Below are 18,126 nucleotides of genomic sequence, written 5' to 3' on the forward strand. Positions count from 1 at the left end.
CTACAAGTTTATATTTTAGGTTCGGTTACGTTCTCGGTTATTCCCCGTGTCAATCCGGAGATATCTTGTATCAATTTTCATTAACGTAAGACCAGGTAAGGTATGAAGCCATTCGACCACTCTGAGTTTGAACATGAACGTCGTGCTTTTGCGGAGCTAAAACCCCTTCTTCTTCCGTCAGAGCATTACGAATTGTATCCGAGTATTCACATCACAGATCCAGGTCATAGGGTGTGTGAATGCGATGCACTTTTTATCTCTGAAAGTTTTGCGGCGGTGATTGAGCTTAAAGATTGGCGCGGAGAAATCGATGTCGCGCCAAGTTCATGGTTTCGAAATAATCAGGCAGTTCCCAATCCGCACAACGTTAATTTGCCCAAGGCAAAGGTGTTTAAATCTCTTATAGAAAAAACACTACCTGCTGCACAATCTCCGTTCGTTCAGTCGATAGTGGTGCTGACTTCTGATAAGTCATCTGTTGAAGGAGCCGATAGTGCGTTTGAAGTCATTCGACAGGTTGACCAGAACAGGCGTTTGCCCGACCACCTGACATTTGTCGGTATGTCTGAGCTCGGTAAGTATCTGCGAGAAAGAGTCAAACGTGACATAGAAAAAGGTAGGGGAGTACTTAACGCCTCCAATTTTCGTAGGTTGCGGAAAGTGTGGGATGAGAACTTTGAGATAGGTTGTCGTAGACAGGATTACGCAGATCAGATCCATGGATATCGAATCCTACACGACCTTGAGCGTAACGAACGTTACGTCAGCTATCTCGCTGAGGAAAATCCAAAGCGCGGTGATGCTCTCTACCGGTTGAGAGTATTTGGCGTAGCTTCGGACCTTCCTGACTTACAGGAGCGTCAATTTCGGAGCCTTGATGTTCTTGAGCGAGTTCCCCCGCACCCAAACATCAGGCCAGTGAAAAAGCAACCGAACGAGAAGGGGCTTGTGGTTGAGGTCTGTCGGTGGGGAGATGTTAAAACTCTTGACCAGGTCTTAGAAACCAATGAGGGGCTGAGTTTAGATTTTTCAGTGAGGGTGGTACGAGATATCGCAGGTGCCCTCGTCCACTTGCACAAGTCAGAAGCAAGTATCATCCACCGGAACGTGACACCGCGAAGCATTATTGTGGGTCGAGATGATCATGTTGAACTCACGGATTTTGACTTAGTCTTCGATCCTAGTGCAGATTTTACGGTTATGTCAGATGAGCTCTCCGATTATAAAAAGAGATTTTTCCCCCCAGAGGCTCTGGCCGGAAATACGGATTATGGTTTCGACGTCTTCAGCTTAGGTCAGACTTTCAGCGAACTACTTGATAAAACGACAGAGGGGGATAAAAACCAACTTTGCGAACTTGCGCAGCGAATGAAGTCGGTCGAAATTTCTGACAGGCCAACTGCGGAGGAGGTGTTCAATGAGCTCACGAGTTGGTTAGGAGAAAGTGCCTCTGAAGTTCAAAAAGCTATCCCTGAAGAGAACCCAAGAAGACCTCAAGTGGGAGATGAACACAATATCTGGGTTCTTAAAGAGAGCCTTGGAAGCGGTGGCACTAGCGATGTCTTTCTTGGAGACAGCCTTGGCGACTTGGCCGCATTGAAGATCTTCAGTGCCGATGTGCCAAGAGACAAGGTGCTTGCTGAACGAGATTTCCTAAGAGCGGCTAAGCACAATCTGTTTGTCGCCAAGTATCGTTCGTTCCTTCAGTGGAATAACAGCTATTGGTGTATTGTCGAGGAGTACGTCGAAGGCGATACACTCAAGAGCCTAATTTCAAGAGGTGATCGCCCGGATGCTAAAAGCTTTTTCTTGGTAGCGGAACAAATTCTGCAAGGCCTAGCCGGGTTACATGAACTTCCGCCCCCGCAAGGTAGTGGCGGCGACGATGTCGTACGCGGGGGGATCACCCATAATGATGTTACACCTGGCAACATTGTTTTTAACGCTGAGACAGAAGTTGCCAAATTGATAGATTTCGGGTTGGCAAGCTACAGCGGCGATAAAGTACTCGGCGGAACTCCTGGGTATTCATCAGAAACTCTGATGACCAAGGAGGGCTACCTTGCATCACCGTCGGGGGATCTCTATTCCCTAGCGGTTACCCTGATTGAATGGGCGACCGGTAAACGGCTTACTGGCTCTGAAGATCTACCACAGCTGTTTGTGTCTGAACTGAATTCACGCCAATCTGAGTATCTTAAGCAAATCTTGGAGTCAATGCTTACGGTGAAAGACGAGCCCACGATATCTGCATCTATGATTCGAAGGGAATTTCTGAGTCTGTTCGCTCATGAGGACGCTAACGCAGTGGGCGTCAATGAGGAAGGCTACACACCGAAGGCGAAGCCCATTCATTCTATCGGTGAGGAAGTCGGCATTGCAGATGAGCAGAATATAACGAAGCACGCACAAGCAGCAGATGGTTTTGTTCGATATTTGAATAGCATACATAATCTTACAGCTGACAACCGTTATGCGCTTGCGGAAGCTCAGGCGATCAGTCCCTACTTTACTGACCTACACGTTGAGCTTAATCTTGTCTCGAGCATTCGAGAGTTGCTAGCCGATCAAAGTGATGTCGTGATTGTCCTGACTGGACATGCAGGAGATGGCAAGTCAACCGTGGCTTTAGATATCTGGAAGCGTGCCCTGGGCGTGCCGGGGAACGAGCCGGCACCAAAATCGCCTGAAGAAGAGGAGGTTGTCTCGCTGGAGGGACATAAGCTTACGATTGTGAAGGACATGAGTGAGTTGTCAGCACAAAGTCGAGCACAAAAGCTAGACAATGCATTCAATCAACCCGGCAGCGCTTTAATCGTAAGTAATACCGGCCCCCTCCTAAGTTCGTTTACGGAACTGATGGCGAAAGCAGGGCATGGCCAGAGAGATGCTCAGCAAAAGATCCTAGAGTGCCTGAACCAGCCGCTCCTAAAGGACAAAGTCTCAGACGCTAACTTGCTGCAACTCGATGGCACGAAACGAGTGTATGTGGCAAACCTTAGCATGCTCAGTAACGTCGACACCGCTGAACGATTGCTGTCGAAGCTTGTCTCCCATCCCGGCTGGGCCCGGTGTAGTGACTGTGAAGCGAAAGATCGCTGCCCTATACGGCGCAACGTGGACGCGATGAATAAGTGCGCTGACACCGTTGGCGAACGAGTCGGAGACGTCTACCGTCGACTCGATGCGTATGGCCGGCGTATGACCATGCGTCAGATAGCGGCTCATTTGAGCTTCAGTCTCACGGGTGGGTTGTCGTGTGAACAGATCCGGCAAGATCCGCAAACCAAATTCCGGGGCGTGTTCAGCGAGACCTTCTTTGGCCATGGTAGCCAACTTAGTCTTCAAGCGGTGGACGCATTGTCTTGTCTACGCCAAATGGCAGACCTTAATTTTGGCATTGCTGCGTCGCCGACCTTCGACCAACAGATGCACGAAGGCAAGCTTGAAGAGGCTTGGCTTTATCCCGTCCAACTCAGTGAAGTGAGGGCGCACTTCGCATCGCGTTTGGGTAGTTCGAACGACGGAAACGCTCGGCGGGAAATTCGGCGTCTCACCTACATGTTCGGTTCGCCTCGTGAGGAAAATCACGCATCAGCCGAGGTTTTCCTCGATGATTTCCTGCAGTCCCCAATGCTCCGAAAACTCCGGGCCTGGAGCGTAAACCACAATTTGTCGGGTATGGAGAAACAGCGCTTTGTGAAACAAGTGTTGGGAGTGTTGATGGAAGAGTACATCGGTGCGTCCGTGCCCAGAAATAAACGTGAAAGCTTATACATCACCCTTAGACGTCCCGATGAGAAGGTGTTCCAGTCAGTTCAGATCGTGCTTGGGAAGATTCCGTTTGATGAATTCACCATCGACCTCGACGAGGTAAGTGGGCTGCCGGTACTGAAGCATCCCGTCACGGAAGCAAGCCTGGAGCTGAGTCTGCCATTACTTGATTACATCATCAGTAAAGACCTCGGCGAGTTAACGAGTGACTTGGACGCTATCCACGGGGCGAGCTTGGAACAGTTCCGTAGCGATTTGTTGGAGCGGGTACGGGCCTCGGCCGATAACGTTAAGCTCCTTGAGATCGATGCCCAAGGTGACCTTCGAATCCACAAATTCACGCCGGTCGACGGCGGCCAGAAGTTGGTTTACCAATAATGAACACGCTACGATTTCCAAATATCTCTATTGAAAAACAAACGGATAGTAATCCTGCCGTTCGGGCGTTCGGACGTCGATTCTACAAAGATCAGACCCCGTTGGAGTACCTGGCAGAGTTTCTATTGTGTTTTAGCTCTAAGAAGGAAAGCGAGGCTGGTGAGATAGGAAGAGGCTTTCCTGACTTACCTGAAGATCTCAAAGGCGGATTGGAGTACTTGCCTGAGAGTCGGCTTGCCGTGAAGTTGTTCTCCTTCTTCCCGTCATCGAAACTCGAGACACGCCACAAGACACATGTTGAGCGATTTTCACAGTTGGTCGAGGACATGCAATCCAACATCGCGAGCGACAGTGGGGAAGGCAGTGAACGCGCGGTTCGGGTTCTGCAACAATTGTTCTCGGGTTTCGTGGGTGTTGCTGGGGAGCGGACTTGGGTCACACACAGTTTCATTCCGGCTTCCGACTTTCTGCTTGCACGTGAGATTGACTGGCGCCACACCGACGCGAAAGGGGCCAACGTTGAGGATTGGCCCGCCGCAGAGAGGCACTTTTCAACGGGCAGCCATAACTTTATGGCGCGTGGTGGAGAAGTTTTGTTTTTGCAGCTTTGGCATGTGTTGCAGGAAGCTCGATGCGAACAGGCCTCTCGGTGGCTGGATGATGAATACAGTTACGTTGATTGGGCGGCTGTCCGTGGTCAGTTGGCTGACGGGCTAAGCGACACTTTGTCTGCGATCGATGGGCCGATTTCGCAATTGGGTGCGGTGATTGAACACACCGCAAGGGAGACCCCGGCCATCAACGAAAAACTCTCGCATCAGGCGTTTGGATGGGTACATTCAGCAAGCTGGCGTGAGGCCGCACTGTTTGCCTGGGAGTTGAGCAATGTTGTCCTGTCCAATCAAGACGCCCTCAAGAAAATGCGCGTGCTTCAAGACCTTTGCTGTTTACACGTTTTGCGCAGCGTCTGCTTCCAAGCCGTGCGGTGGGTCGGCGAACGATCGAGTGGCGGCAAGAAACAGTTTGAGGGTGGGTACAGCTGGATAACCGTGGGCCCCAATGCTGGAGTAGGAACAGATCTCGGGAAAGCATCTAGCGCATCCGTTAGTGCTACCGAGGAACTGTTGTACGGCGCGGTGCGCTCGACAAAGCTACCGACCCTCTCGGCGTTAACCGACGACGATAAAAATTTCAGAAATGCTGATGCCCATGGCTTCAAGCTCTTTCGATCGCTCGGAAAACAAATTGGGCTAATCGTCCCACCCAAAGGCCCCATGCGTTTCACGCTCCCTTCGTCGTTAGTAGAAACCTTGGTTGCGGTATTGCTGGAGCCGGGCCAGCGTCTCCCTTTTGACGAATTCTTGCAGCGTTTATACCGTCACTTCGGGATCGCTGCGGGTGCGACTCAAATCAAGGAGGCGCTCTCCACCCTCAGCGCCGGCATTCGACCAGCAGTCCCCAATGACTGTGCCGCTTGGCTTGAAGATGAGCTGAAGCGTGGGGGGTTCTTAATCCCCCTTTCTGATGCAACGCCTCTTGTTAAAAACCCGGCTAAGAAGAAAACATGAGATTTTATACGCAGACCGTCGTCGACTATGTAAAAGAGCAGGCTGAGCGAGAGCTTGCGGATTTAACCCCTGGTGAGCCAGCAGAACTCCGTGTGTTTACTCAGTCCATGCCACCACAAGCCATCCACGCTATCTTCGAACAGCTATTGGATTACGTGGCTTCTAAAAACGCCAAGATTGAATACCATCTGAAAGTGGCATTTGGGCTTAACCAACATTGGTTAAGTAGTGGATTACAAACTGATTCCGAAGAAGCAATTCGGCTGCAAAACAAAGGGTGGGTGGATACGGAAGATCGCCTCACGCACTACCGCAACTTAACGGCATCGAACGGACAAGACCTCCTGTTGGTGGTACTGGCGGGTATCGACCATGCTACGGACCGAGGTGGCTTAGCTGACTTCAATGTCGTAAATGAGACTGTGCTTTTTAGGGAACGGCTGAACAGCGACTATACGGATTGGGCTCAAAGGTTTTTGCACGAGGCCAATCTGCCCGACATCGACGGAGGTGTTGTTCAAAAATTTAATGCGTTTTTTGAACAGCTATTTAAAATTCGCCCGAGGAATTTGTTCCAGCTATCTGAGTTCCTTGAAAAGAATCTGCTTCCTAAGGCCATCAACTGCAACAACGCCAGTGAAACTTTGGCTCTGGCTTATGAAAACCTGCCAGTTTGGGGTATCCCGCCCATTTTTTCTCCGGCCAATCCCGCCAAGCGATTGACCTTGCTCGACGACGCCGCACGCTTGTTTAAGAGGGATGCGTATCGGGAAGCAAGCGGTCGAAAGAAGGCATTACAGAATATCGAGCAGGCTAGGAAGGACTTGGCGGTCGCACCTGAGGTGATCAATCACACTCCTTATGACTCTACGGACGATTTTCTCGATACGCTTGAGACGTTCGTCCAGCAGGGGACGCTTGAGTCAGAAGAACGACTTCTGCACACAGATTTTGCACCCGTTATCAAGATCCTAAAGACCAAGACGAAGAAAACGTCAAATCGTCGTAACACGCCAACGCGTCTCCGGGGGCCTGCGTTTTCAACCTTGGCGAACGCCATCTTTTCGAGTGTTGAGGAATTCGCCAAAGGTTGCGGGACCGATTGGGCCCCCTTACACCTCAAACAGATTCGAGTGACAATCGAACGGTTCGAGTTTGATACCCCCAAGCAGGGAGAGGATTCGAGTATCGCTGAGGAAGCCTATCGTGGACTAATCGGTGGAATTGACGACTTTCTTAGCGGCTTTGAATTGGAACTAGATTCTGACCCTAACGATGATGATGTCGAGAAAAAGGCTGTCCCGCTATCCGTGGTTTTTGGTCGAGATGAGCGACCAGTTGATATTATTTCAAAGGGGATTAAGGAAAGTCGGTTGACTTTTCGTGTAGCCGCCGAAGCCGAAGTCAGCCGGTTGTCGGTGGACCGGTCGTTCGTTTGGATTATACCACCCAACCACGAGGAACGCGTTAGGCATAGTTTTGCCCAATTCATGCTTGAAGCGCTTGAGAAAGAGCCAACGTTGCGATTGCCGGTTATTCACATGGGTTCGGCCCTTGATGAACTGTATTTCGCAATTGACGACGAAGAAGCTAATCGGCTGCTTTCAACCGGGATGTGGGAAGCATCTGTCCGCGATGTCTTAGAAGGAATTCCGGAAGAGGATTTGGAAACTAAGACACAAGACGCTTTCGATCAACTTTCGAGTGCTTATAGGGGGTTTATTTCAGCGCTAGCTAATGACGGCTATTTTGCGGCGATCGACAAGCCACTGATTAATCTTGTGAAAAGCTACAGCGAAATGGTGGACTTGGCGTTAAAACGAGACGAGGACCGCTGCGCGCTAGGAGCTGATCTGCTAAGGCGCCTCTATCAGGCATTCGTCTGCGTTCCTGAGAACCTATCCCCGACAAGTGCGTTTGTCCCTGCGTTAGTGGCTACCGGTATCACACCCGCCATCGCGGAAACGGTGCAGGCAAGAGAAGTGTTCCTCCGTGATGGGCTTGGTGAAACGCTTCGGACCCTGCTCCAGAAGGATGCAAAAGCCGGGAAAGCTGCCTTTGATCGATTGCTGGGGTTGGTCGAGTTGCGCCGCCCCCTTTACGGCCTGGTATTTGATGCTTCGAGGACGCTCACGACTAATCTTCGATCGTTCGGTCTGATTCACCGTTTGGGCGAGAAACCGAAGACGACGCCTACTTTGGCTGCTCAGGCGGAAATGCGATCGGAAGATGCGTCGTCCGAAGAGGGCTTGTCGGCGTATCTGCGCACCACGCCGGAATCTACAATGATCCAACGGACTCTCAAGGCGTTCAGTAAGATTCATCCATATGCGGCCGACCGCCTCTCCATTTTAGCGGCGAATGTCGAAGATCTACGTCCCATCGTTGCCGGCATCGATAGCTTCGTTACCGAAATAACCAAAGAGCAATCGGGGACAACTGACGTTCCCTTCGTCGTAAGCGTGCGTTTGGTTGGGCGCGGCCCCTCCGCAACCAGAGCCCAGGAAGTCTTGCTTCGCTGGCAAGAGCGTTGGAATGGGAGAGAGGAAAATCGTAACCGCCCGTGTAAGCTGGGAATCGCCTACCGCCCAGCTCGCACCCGTGAAGAGGTGCAAAGCTTATTGCAATCTGTGAACAGTGCCTATGACGTAGGGTTCCTATTTGACTTTCTCAATGATCAATGCGGAGGCGACTCTGTTGTCCCAACCCAACCCTTCGAAATTGATTGGGCAGCGGGCCAAGTGGGCAAATTCCCTATCTGCGAGCATCCGAGGCTAGCGAGCTCAACCGACCCCAATCTGCGCCGAGGTTTGGTGAGCAATCGACGATTTAAAGTGGCTGCACGCCATGCAGAAATGACGGCCCGTCTCAAAAATCCAGACTATCCAGGTAGCCATCATGTGATCTTTAATCAGGTCGAATATGGCGAATTAGAGCAGAAATTCACTCAGGAAATGCATCGTTGTTGTCGGTGGGTGACCTGTGTCGATCGGTTCGTTGATAAGACGCTGATCTTGAATGAAGGGGAAAAGGCTAAGGATCAGCGAAAGCTGGTTGGCTTTGCCTCTGGGGTTGGCTCGTATGGCGAACTTAATCTGACCCTGTCCACGGAAAGCAACACCACTGGGGAGTTGGCGCGAGGTGTCAGCCGGCGGCTGGGCCAAATCTATCGCGAATGGCCCGCTGAACAATGCGAGACGGTTGCTCATACGCTCATGGACGAGGCGCAGTCCGTCACCGGACTTTCGCTCGTCAGTGCGTTGGGGAGCGAAGGGGTGATGCGGGATGTTATCGGGTACGCCATGGCTAATCGGCTGTACCTGGACCGCTCCGATTCCTTGGTGTCTGCAGCTCTGCCTTTAGACTCTTTTGTTCATTGGTTCGACGGGGCCTCCGACGGACTCAGACCGGACCTTCTGCTGCTTGAGGCCAGCGTAGAGCAGGGAAAGCTGGTGATCGATGCAACCGTTGTTGAATGCAAGGTCGGCCAAGAGTCTAATCATCATGTGGAAGAATCGGTGGCCCAGGCCGCGGCCGGACTATCCCACCTAAGCAGTTTGTTCCTTCCGGTCAGGGCAGAGAGTCCGCCGGCTGCATTTGATCGACGCTACTGGTGGGCGCAGCTTCATCGCGCCTTGGTGGTGCGAAATGTCATGTCGATCAAACCGTCTGACAAGGAAATGGTGGAACAGGCACTTGAACAGATGGCGGAAGGTTACTTTGTCATAAATTGGCGCGCGGTCGGCGCGACGTTCTGGACGAATGACCAACGTTCGGCAGAGGACGGGCTCGAGTTGCGAAGAGCGCGATCAGCTGGTTACTTGTCGTTGAACGGGCACAAGGAGGCGCTTGAGGTTTATCATGCAGCCATTGGCCAAAATGCGGTGCTAAACGCCCTGCTTAACGATGGGAATGACGTAAAGCATCAGATATGGCCTTCGACCGCAGTACAGGTCGGAGACTTGCCTGGCAGCCGCGAAGCTCAGGGTGACTCGACACAAACTTTGTCGAATCTGCCGCAGCTTTCAGCTCCACGTAAGCAGGATCATCCGCCAACCACGCCTCGAGAAGAGACTCAACTACCGGTGGCAGATATGCCGGTCACGAAAGCCTCTGAGCCGGTAACTGCTGAGCCCGCAGTCGATCAAACGACCACGGCTATGGGTCCTCAAGAGACCTCACTAGCTGATCCCCCACCAAATCCATCATCGGGCGTTCCCGATCGCCTCTTGATCGGACAGGAGATAACTGCGCACGGGGGAGAAGGCCAGCCTGTGTATTGGGAGTTTGGTCACAAACAGCTGCCCAATAGGCACTTGCTCGTCTTTGGCGGGTCTGGCAATGGCAAGACTTACGCCATTCAAGCGTTGCTGCTGGAAATGGCGAAGGCCAAGCAGAACTCTTTGGTTATCGATTACACCGATGGTTTTAAACCCGACCAACTTGAAGACGAATTCAAGAGCATAGCAGCGCCCCAAAGTTACGTCGTGGCGGCCGGACAAAAACTGCCTCTCGATCCGTTCAAGCCACAGTCAGCTGAGTTTGAAGGTCTTGGGACAATCGTAGAAAAACCGTTCGAAGTGGCAAAACGCGTCGCAAGTATTTTTACCGCGGTATACAGCTCTTTGGGCGAGCAGCAGAAGGCGACTCTGGTTGACAGCATTGAGCAAGGTGTTGCCGCGGGCGATCTAACCCTTGAAAGCCTTTACAACCAGCTAAAAGATGATGAGGAAGTTTTACTCGCCAACAAGATTATGCCCTTGGCGCGCACGGAGCCTTTTGCGAATGCCAATGAGAGTGCCTGGCCTGAGATCTTCAACGACCATCATAGGCTGGTGAAGATTCTTCAGCTGTACAATATTCCGCCCGAAATCCAACGGCTTATCATTGAATTTGTTCTGTGGGACCTTTGGGATTTTATGAAGCGAACTGGCTCAAAAAATCGACCGCTACCAGTTGTGCTCGACGAAGTTCAGAACCTGGACCACCGCAGTGGATCTCCCCTGGAGAAATACCTTAGGGAAGGGCGGAAATTTGGTGCGTCGATGATCCTGGCAACTCAAACTTTGAGTAATTTCAGTAGCGAAGAACGGGATCGATTGTTTCAGGCGGCACACAAGTTGTTTTTTGCTCCTGCTTCTACAGAGCTTAGGACCTACGCCACGATATTAAAGAATATGATACCGAATAGCTCTGCTGAGGACTGGGCCACACAGCTGTCTGCTCTTAAGAAAGGTGAGTGTCTCTCAGCCGGCTATGAACAGCGTCCGAATGGAGATCTACGGGTAATAGTTCGTAAGGTCTCGGTGACTGCACTTAGTGACAGGCTGGGGGATGTGTGGTGAGTGCTGTGAATGACCGTCTGCCGCTGAGCTTCCATATGACCTTTCAGCCTGAGCGACACTATCTCAGCGCGTTGCTTGCGTTTGCTCAATCAAATGACGGCCCCGTCACTATTGCAACTATCTCGGAGCAAACCGGTATCCCAACCGGAAAAAGCTCTGGCAAGGTTCGACCTCTGCTTCAGTACGCCCGGGGCATGGGGCTAATTAACTGGGCTACTAAATCAGGCGAGGGAATTCAGCTTCAACTGACTTCTCTCGGGAAAACGGTCATGGATGAGGATATCCATCTAATTGAACAAACCACTCAATGGGTACTACACCTAATGTTATGCCGCGCCCGAGGTGGCGCCGAGGTGTGGCATGCGGTGTTTGTTGAAGGGGCGGCAGCGCTTGGCCGGGATCTTGATGAGGCCCACTTTGAGGCCTACCTCGAAAACAAATACGGCAGTAGCCGAGATGCTGTCGGCCCGTTGGTTCGTAGCTACGCAGATCCGGCCGCATTAGGCAAAGCCGCTGCTATTCAAAAAGAGGACGGTCGCATTCGTTTGCGTAAGATGCCGTTGCAGCCGGCGTTTTTTGATACCTTGGGTGCGCTTTTGTTCTTGATATGGGACGACATTTTCCCCGGAGAAAGCCAAATTGCCTTGCGTGAACTTGAAAGCGAAAGTGGTTTGATGGCTGCCACTGGTTGGAATAGCGAGGAGCAGAATGATTTTTTCGCCTCGGCGGAGAGCGCTGGACTGCTCCGCGTGGATCGTCAGACGGGGGCGCCTATTCTTACTCGTCTTATGAATACGGATGACGTGTTAGAGGTTATGTATGACCGACTTATCTAATAATAACGCCGAAGTTCTAGTAAAAGACATCGTTCACTTTCGTGATGATTTGTTCTTCGAGGGTGCTGTCCAGCTTCGCTGGGTCAAGGATAATCCGGAAAGAGCTGAACGAGCCGCAACAAATTTCGTATTTCATGGTCCACGCTATCACGCAGTTCACTCGGATAGTCCGGCCGACGGCTACGTCCTGAAGGACACAGCTACGTTCGTTACCAACCTCGTTGAAGAAATTGCCCAAGGAAGGGAAAAGCAAGGGAATCCATTTTCACTAGCCATCGCGGGTTACGGCTCTGGGAAGTCGCATTTGGCTGTCACTTTAGCAAAGTTGCTTGCCAATCCCGACACACCTACGGCAAATGTAATTCGCGATCGAGTGGCCCGGGCGGATAATGAGTTGGGCCATCAACTATCGCAGTCTCTAGAGTTGTTGGGTAAGCCAGCTCTGGTGGTGCCTCTCGATGGCATGGCGAATTTCAATCTTGGATCGGAGATTGCCCGGCAAATTATCCTCCAGCTCAAGAACGCTGGTTGCGACCTGTCCCCCGTCGAGGAACTATCGCCGAGGTTCAACATCGCAGCGAATTTTGTCCGGCGCAACTTCTCTCTGCGACAAGCTGATTTCGCAGAAGTCCTACCGGGACTAAATGAAGTGGCGATTATTGAGCGTCTTGACGAGCACGATGAGGTGACTTACGCAGCGGTGGACACCATATATGAAGCCGCCAACGGGGCTCATATTCCGGTCGAAGGCAATGAGTCTGTCCAGGATCTCATTGCCACCGTCACCAGCCAATACTGCAATGCGAATGGACCCTTCAGCGGCCTATTCATCTTATTCGACGAGTTCGGACGGTTTTTGGAGTATGCAGCGGAGCATCCCCATCTCGCCGGGGATTCAGCACTCCAACAGTTATTCCAAGGGATCCAAGACGCTAGCGGCCGGGCGCGCTTCTTAGGGTTTATTCAATACGATCTCAAAGCCTATGTGAGCCGCTTAGACCGAAGGGATCTAATGCATCTGCAGCGCTACATCACGCGCTTCGAGGCGGCACAAAAATCCTATCTTTCAACGAACCTTGAAACCCTGTTTGCTCATTTAATTGAGAAAAGACATACGGACTTTATCGATCAAAAGGTCCTTCATAACGACCATGATGAGGCCGAACATGGCCTTCTACTTCAGGCAGTCCCCGAGGCCAAACGCCTCCCAGTATGGGCGGATCCGGATAAGTTCAGGCAGGTGATCACCTCGGGCTGTTGGCCATTACATCCGTTTGCCGTCTGGTTCCTGACCCGGCAACAGGATGTGGTGCAGTCACGCTCCGCCCTCAACATCGCTAAAGAGGCAATTGAGCGGCTTGCAGGTCAGCCGAGCATCTCTGCGAACAACGTCCCAACCACGATATCGGCTGCTGACTTGCTGCTAAACGGAATGCTGCCCGAATTTGTGGCAGCCGAGCAGGCCCGAGGCGGGACGATCGCCGAAACCCTCCAAGGCATTCTGGAAGAACGTAAAGCCCTGCTGAGTGATTCTGGCCGAAAAGTGTTGGCGGCTTCGGCTGTTGGTCTGAAACTCGGTGTGCGTCTTCCCAGGCAAGAACTTTACAACTATTTCCTTCGCCTCACGGCTGGCGTTACTGAAACTGTCTTACACGAAACACTGACTTACTTGACGGAAGAGCTCGGGCTCTTGGAATGGAATCCTGATTTTGGTCAGTATGAGCTAGTTCAGGACGCGGCCACACGCGGTCAATTTATGCGCTTGTTGCGTAGCCGTTCCAATGATCCAAATATTGGTGATGTGGGGACGCTGTTTGTTAATTTTGGCCGGACGTTGTGCAACCTTGCATACGTTGAAACTAGCTTTGCGCAAGAGAATGCGATCACGACTCAGGACTGGAAGTTTGATCCTCTGTTCGCCTCATCTCAGACGGTCTTTGAGACGATCGCCAATGCTTTCAGAGATTGGTCTCGTGCGGTTGATGTGAATGAGGCCAAGGGCCGAATCATTTATACCTACGTTAAGTCTGATGAGTCTCTGGAGGAGCTCCGTAACGCAACCACTGATGCACTCAACAACGAGCTTTCGCGTTATGGTGTGGCCCAAGCCCCCATATGGGTGATCTATCTTCAAGACTCTAAAGAACGTCTCTCAGAATCGCTGAAACGCAATTTGGTTTTGGAGCGTGGTTTTTCTAGCGAGGAGAAAGAGCGCTACCGTCGATTTGTTGCGGCCGAGCTTTCCCGCGCTCAAAGTGTTGCCCAAGAGGAAACCGCGGCGTTGCTGTCTGAAGGTCATCGGCAGGCGGCTGGCTTTGGCGAGCTCAAGGTAAAGCGTTTAACTAAAGCAGGGCAAGAAATTTTCGCAAGGTGTTACCCCAGCGTTGTTCCGTTTCCATTCGATGGCTTTGCGACAGGATCGGGGGCTGGAAGTCAGGCCAAGAAAGATGTCTTGGAGTTGGTCAGAGCGCTTGTGAAGGGCGAGCTCAATGACGAATGGATTCAGTCTCGTCCTGTACGACTTCGCAATCGGGCAGGCCAAGTACTCGCCAATGCGTGGAGGATCCTAGACCAGAGCGGCAATGTTTCCAGCGTGCCGGGTAATCCAAAGGTCAAGTCGGTTCTGGAGCAGATGGATGCCTGGCATAGGGATGATCCCGATCGGACTTTAGAGCAGACGCGAAAGGCTTTGTTTTCACCACCATTTGGTTTGAATATCGCATCCGCTAGTTTGTTATTAGGCCTATTTTTGGGACGGCGGGTTCCGCGTTGGCGGATTTCGGTCGCCGGGGAGGCATGTGATGTATCCACATGGCTAGGGCATGCCTTAAAGGCGTCGGATTTCGATGGGAAGATCCTTGGCAATTCGACGCTCCAAGCAATAAGTGAAGGTGCGCTGGAACGCTGGCAAAGTTTGATTGATAGCTGGCAAAGTGCGTCGCGGCACCGACAACGCTTGGAATTCTATCGGCAAGCCAAATTAATGGAAAAAGAGGACCCAGTCCCAGATGAGGTTCTCTATAAATTCGAAAAGTTAATTGATGAGGCTCTCGAATCTCAAAAGCAGTTGTCGGCCTTTGAGCATCGCTCGGAAGAAATCCAGCGGGAGCTTGAGCGACGCCTACAGAGAGAAAACTCAATTGGGGGGCTATCTGTATGTGATCGTATTCTCGGCTTCCATGAACTCGTAACTAACGGGGAATGGGAAGAGTCCCACATCGAAGAGGTCGAGAGTCTATTGCAGGTAGCTCGGCAATGGGTAGCCAAGGAGGGGCCTCGTTGGATTGAGCGATCGGTGTGTCGCTCGCCGCAGCAAGTGGCTGACTATCGAAAGCAGATGGATAAGGCTGAGAACACCCTTAAGAAATTGGAACTACCAAACTTAGCGGCGGCTGCTGAACAGCAAAAGATCCATTCTATCTCCCACGTAGAAGACCGGTTTAAATACCAAAGCGCTTTGGCTGAAGCGAAGCAATTGGTTGACGTCACCTCCATCTCGTCTCGATCCACCATCGTGGAGTTGGACGACCTCCGTAGTAAAGCGAAGCGTTTCACTGAAGTCCTTGAGGAAGGCGGGCGGAACCAAATGGATTCGGAGCTCCAGGAACTGATCGTCCAGCTCAAAAGCCTCGAAGGAAAAGCGTCTGAGATGGTGAGTGAGCATCGAAAGTCGCTGGCCAAGCTTTACGACGCAGAGATTTATTCTCTGGATTCGGCGTACCAGCTTCGCTCCCAAGTGCAGCGGTTACGCGAAGTGTTTGCCGAACAGCGGGACCTTGATGACATAGAAGATGCTCGCCGTCAGCTAGATAAGGTCTGTAATGATTTTGAGGCGTGGACAGACCTTTCTGGTGGCCCGGAGCAGGTCGAGGCGACGTTAGGTCGCGCTATTGCTGAGAGATGTGGTGAATTAGATCAGTGGTGTGAGCAAGAGGAAGTTGAGCCGCTCTGGAGCTTCCAAGAAATCTACAAACGCTTCGCGAGTGAGCGCGTTGCGGCCGTGAAGGAGAAAGCCGCCCTCTGGGCGCGAGGCTTTATTCCCGATAATGAATCCATTCAGGCGCTCTCTCTTGAAGAAGCCCGATATAAAATGAACACCTTGGAGCAGGAGCTGCCCTCCTATCTTGGTCAGTCAGAGCTCGATATTGTCCAAGTTGCTCGAGAGTCATTATCAAATCGTATTGCTCAACTGGAACAAATCGACGCCAGAGAGGTGGCCCGCACTTGGTTCAAACAGCTTTCGGGACTCGACGATCGAGCGGACCATCTTTCTCGTCAAGAATGTGAGCAAACTTTGGAGGAACTGCGAGCAGCACCTGAAGGTTTGGTGTCACAGGAAAAAGAAACTTTGGCGGCGTTGGTTTGCCGTATCGAAGCAAGATTGGACGAGCTCGATCTAACGGATATCGTGGCCAGAATTAGGCGCTTAAAGCCCGACTCACTTCATCAGTTGGCCGATATTCTCAACGAGATTTTGGAGTGCAATCAAGGGGATTTTTGAATCTTAGAGAATTTTGAGCGTTCAGGATATTACTATCAATAGAAAATTAAGAATAAGTGGTGGGTAAGGATTTTTCATTCATATAAATTAAATGTTTGACAATTTAAGCCTTCCATTTTTTTTGTTAGTTTGATTATTTTAGCAGTTATAAACATTTTAAGCAGAAGAGGTCTTAATGAATCTTTCCGATATTTTTGAAGATGCCGATAAAAAGAATTTGGTTTTGCCAGAGTTTCAGAGAGAGTTTAAGTGGAGTGTTGACAAGCAGGCAAACTTATTAGCTTCCGTGTCGCTTGATTTTCCAGTGGGAAGTATTCTCGTTCTAAAGGGAAAGACAAGCGACTATGCATATCGGCATTTGGGAATAGTCGATCAGGGAATTGATAAAGAAAACTCTTCATGCACTTTTCTTTTGGATGGACAGCAACGACTTACAACACTTTATTTTACTTTTACGGATCAGTTTGATAGTTCTGGATTTACCAGCGTAGAAGAATTTGATGAATACTTATCTAATATATATAGAAAGCTAAAAAAGAGATGGTTCTTGAGGCTTCCAGACTTCAGTGAGGAAGCTATCAATATGCCTGAAGATCTGTTTGGTTATGAAGATTTAGAGCTCGATGAAGAACGACTTAATAATCTAGAGCCCGACGATATATTTGGTTGCTTCCAATCATATTCGTTTAATGAAAATAATAAGCAGGTCACCTCCTGGTGGTCACCATACTTTCAATTGAGATCGAAAGAACCTGATGCTACTCCCTATGCAACCGCTTTCCGAAGAGGCTGCGTGTCAAATAAATTGATTCCACTGTTTTACAGTGATAACAAGCGTCCGGGATTGTGGAGGCCTCTAATACAAGCCCTTGCCCATGAGCGAGCCCACCAACTTTTAGAAGCTAATCTAAGCGACATAGCAGGGATTAGATTTGCATTAAGAGATTATGATGACGATGAGCGCTTAAACTCAATATCATCTGTAGAAGATGCTGAAGAAAACTATCAAATTATATTAGAGATGTGGAGAAATAAAGCCAATGTTTGGGCTGAAAGTGTTTCTACATATATAAAGGATATTGCATCAAAGTACGAGGTTACAGCTATTGAAACGACTGATGTTACTCGTGCGATTCCGATTTTTAAGCATCTCAATGAAGGTGGGATCCGTTTAAGTGACTATGATCTACTTGTTGCGAGGGCAGCAAAAAAAATAGATGCAAGTGAGGACAATTATTCATTGGGGAATAAGATCAAAGAGGTAATTGGATCTTCTATTTCTCTTAGCCAGGCGTTGCTTCGCCACGTACCGGAGTCTTCAAAACCCCAATTATTTTGGCCTTTGAATTTTGAAATAGCAGATGACTCCATTCCTAATAGTGCATTTCAATCCCTTATTCTTAGCACGCTATCTCTGAGGTCATATGTAAAGTATGGCGGTTTAGTGGATGATAATAACGAATTTAATATTAATGTCGGCTTGACGAAGTCAAAAAAGATTCTGAGTCTTAAAACCGAGAGTATCAGAGATAATATTGAGTCGGTAGTTAAGGGGTTGTGCAGAAGCTTTGCTTTTATTAATATAAGATGCGGGGTTAGGTCGCTGTCAGATATTCATTATCGATTAATGTGCGTAAACCGCTGAAGGTTGCCACCCATTCCACGTGAAGCCTGCCACCCGGACCGGAGCAAGGCTGCCACCCATCGGAGCGTAGCGACGCGGG

General features: G+C 50.5%; 6 protein-coding genes. All 6 read left to right on the forward strand.

What is annotated here, in order from left to right:
• Window positions 1-102 precede the first annotated feature (102 nt).
• The 6 genes from ACSSVV_RS19860 (at window position 103) to ACSSVV_RS19885 (ending at window position 18,047) form a co-directional block, all read left to right on the forward strand.
• On the forward strand, window positions 103-4,152 hold the full coding sequence (locus ACSSVV_RS19860; protein ID WP_454106880.1) for a protein kinase domain-containing protein: 4,050 nt from the start codon (window positions 103-105) through the stop codon (window positions 4,150-4,152).
• Complete coding sequence (locus ACSSVV_RS19865; protein ID WP_374814467.1) at window positions 4,152-5,720, forward strand: hypothetical protein; 1,569 nt, start codon at window positions 4,152-4,154, stop codon at window positions 5,718-5,720. The genes ACSSVV_RS19860 and ACSSVV_RS19865 overlap by 1 nt, the downstream gene beginning before the upstream one ends.
• Complete coding sequence (locus tag ACSSVV_RS19870) at window positions 5,717-11,065, forward strand: ATP-binding protein (protein WP_454106881.1); 5,349 nt, start codon at window positions 5,717-5,719, stop codon at window positions 11,063-11,065. The genes ACSSVV_RS19865 and ACSSVV_RS19870 overlap by 4 nt, the downstream gene beginning before the upstream one ends.
• A 5-nt stretch (window positions 11,066-11,070) precedes the next feature.
• A complete protein-coding gene (locus tag ACSSVV_RS19875) occupies window positions 11,071-11,901 on the forward strand; it encodes a hypothetical protein (RefSeq protein ID WP_374814471.1) in 831 nt (276 codons plus the stop codon).
• Window positions 11,885-16,402, forward strand: coding sequence for a hypothetical protein (locus ACSSVV_RS19880; RefSeq protein WP_454106882.1), 4,518 nt, complete (start codon window positions 11,885-11,887; stop codon window positions 16,400-16,402). Before ACSSVV_RS19875 ends, ACSSVV_RS19880 begins: the two co-directional genes overlap by 17 nt.
• 175 nt (window positions 16,403-16,577) lie before the next feature.
• Entirely contained in the window at window positions 16,578-18,047 is a 1,470-nt protein-coding gene (locus ACSSVV_RS19885) for a DUF262 domain-containing protein (protein ID WP_454106883.1), read from the forward strand.
• Window positions 18,048-18,126 lie beyond the last annotated feature (79 nt).

The organism is Marinobacter sp. MBR-105, assembly GCF_053628895.1.

What these genes read in the sequence shown, in the direction of transcription:
- ACSSVV_RS19860 (WP_454106880.1), top strand. Translation starts at nt 103, where the DNA reads ATGAAGCCATTCGACCACTCTGAGTTTGAACATGAACGTCGTGCTTTT.
- ACSSVV_RS19865 (WP_374814467.1), top strand. Translation starts at nt 4,152, where the DNA reads ATGAACACGCTACGATTTCCAAATATCTCTATTGAAAAACAAACGGAT.
- ACSSVV_RS19870 (WP_454106881.1), top strand. Translation starts at nt 5,717, where the DNA reads ATGAGATTTTATACGCAGACCGTCGTCGACTATGTAAAAGAGCAGGCT.
- ACSSVV_RS19880 (WP_454106882.1), top strand. Translation starts at nt 11,885, where the DNA reads ATGACCGACTTATCTAATAATAACGCCGAAGTTCTAGTAAAAGACATC.
- ACSSVV_RS19885 (WP_454106883.1), top strand. Translation starts at nt 16,578, where the DNA reads ATGAATCTTTCCGATATTTTTGAAGATGCCGATAAAAAGAATTTGGTT.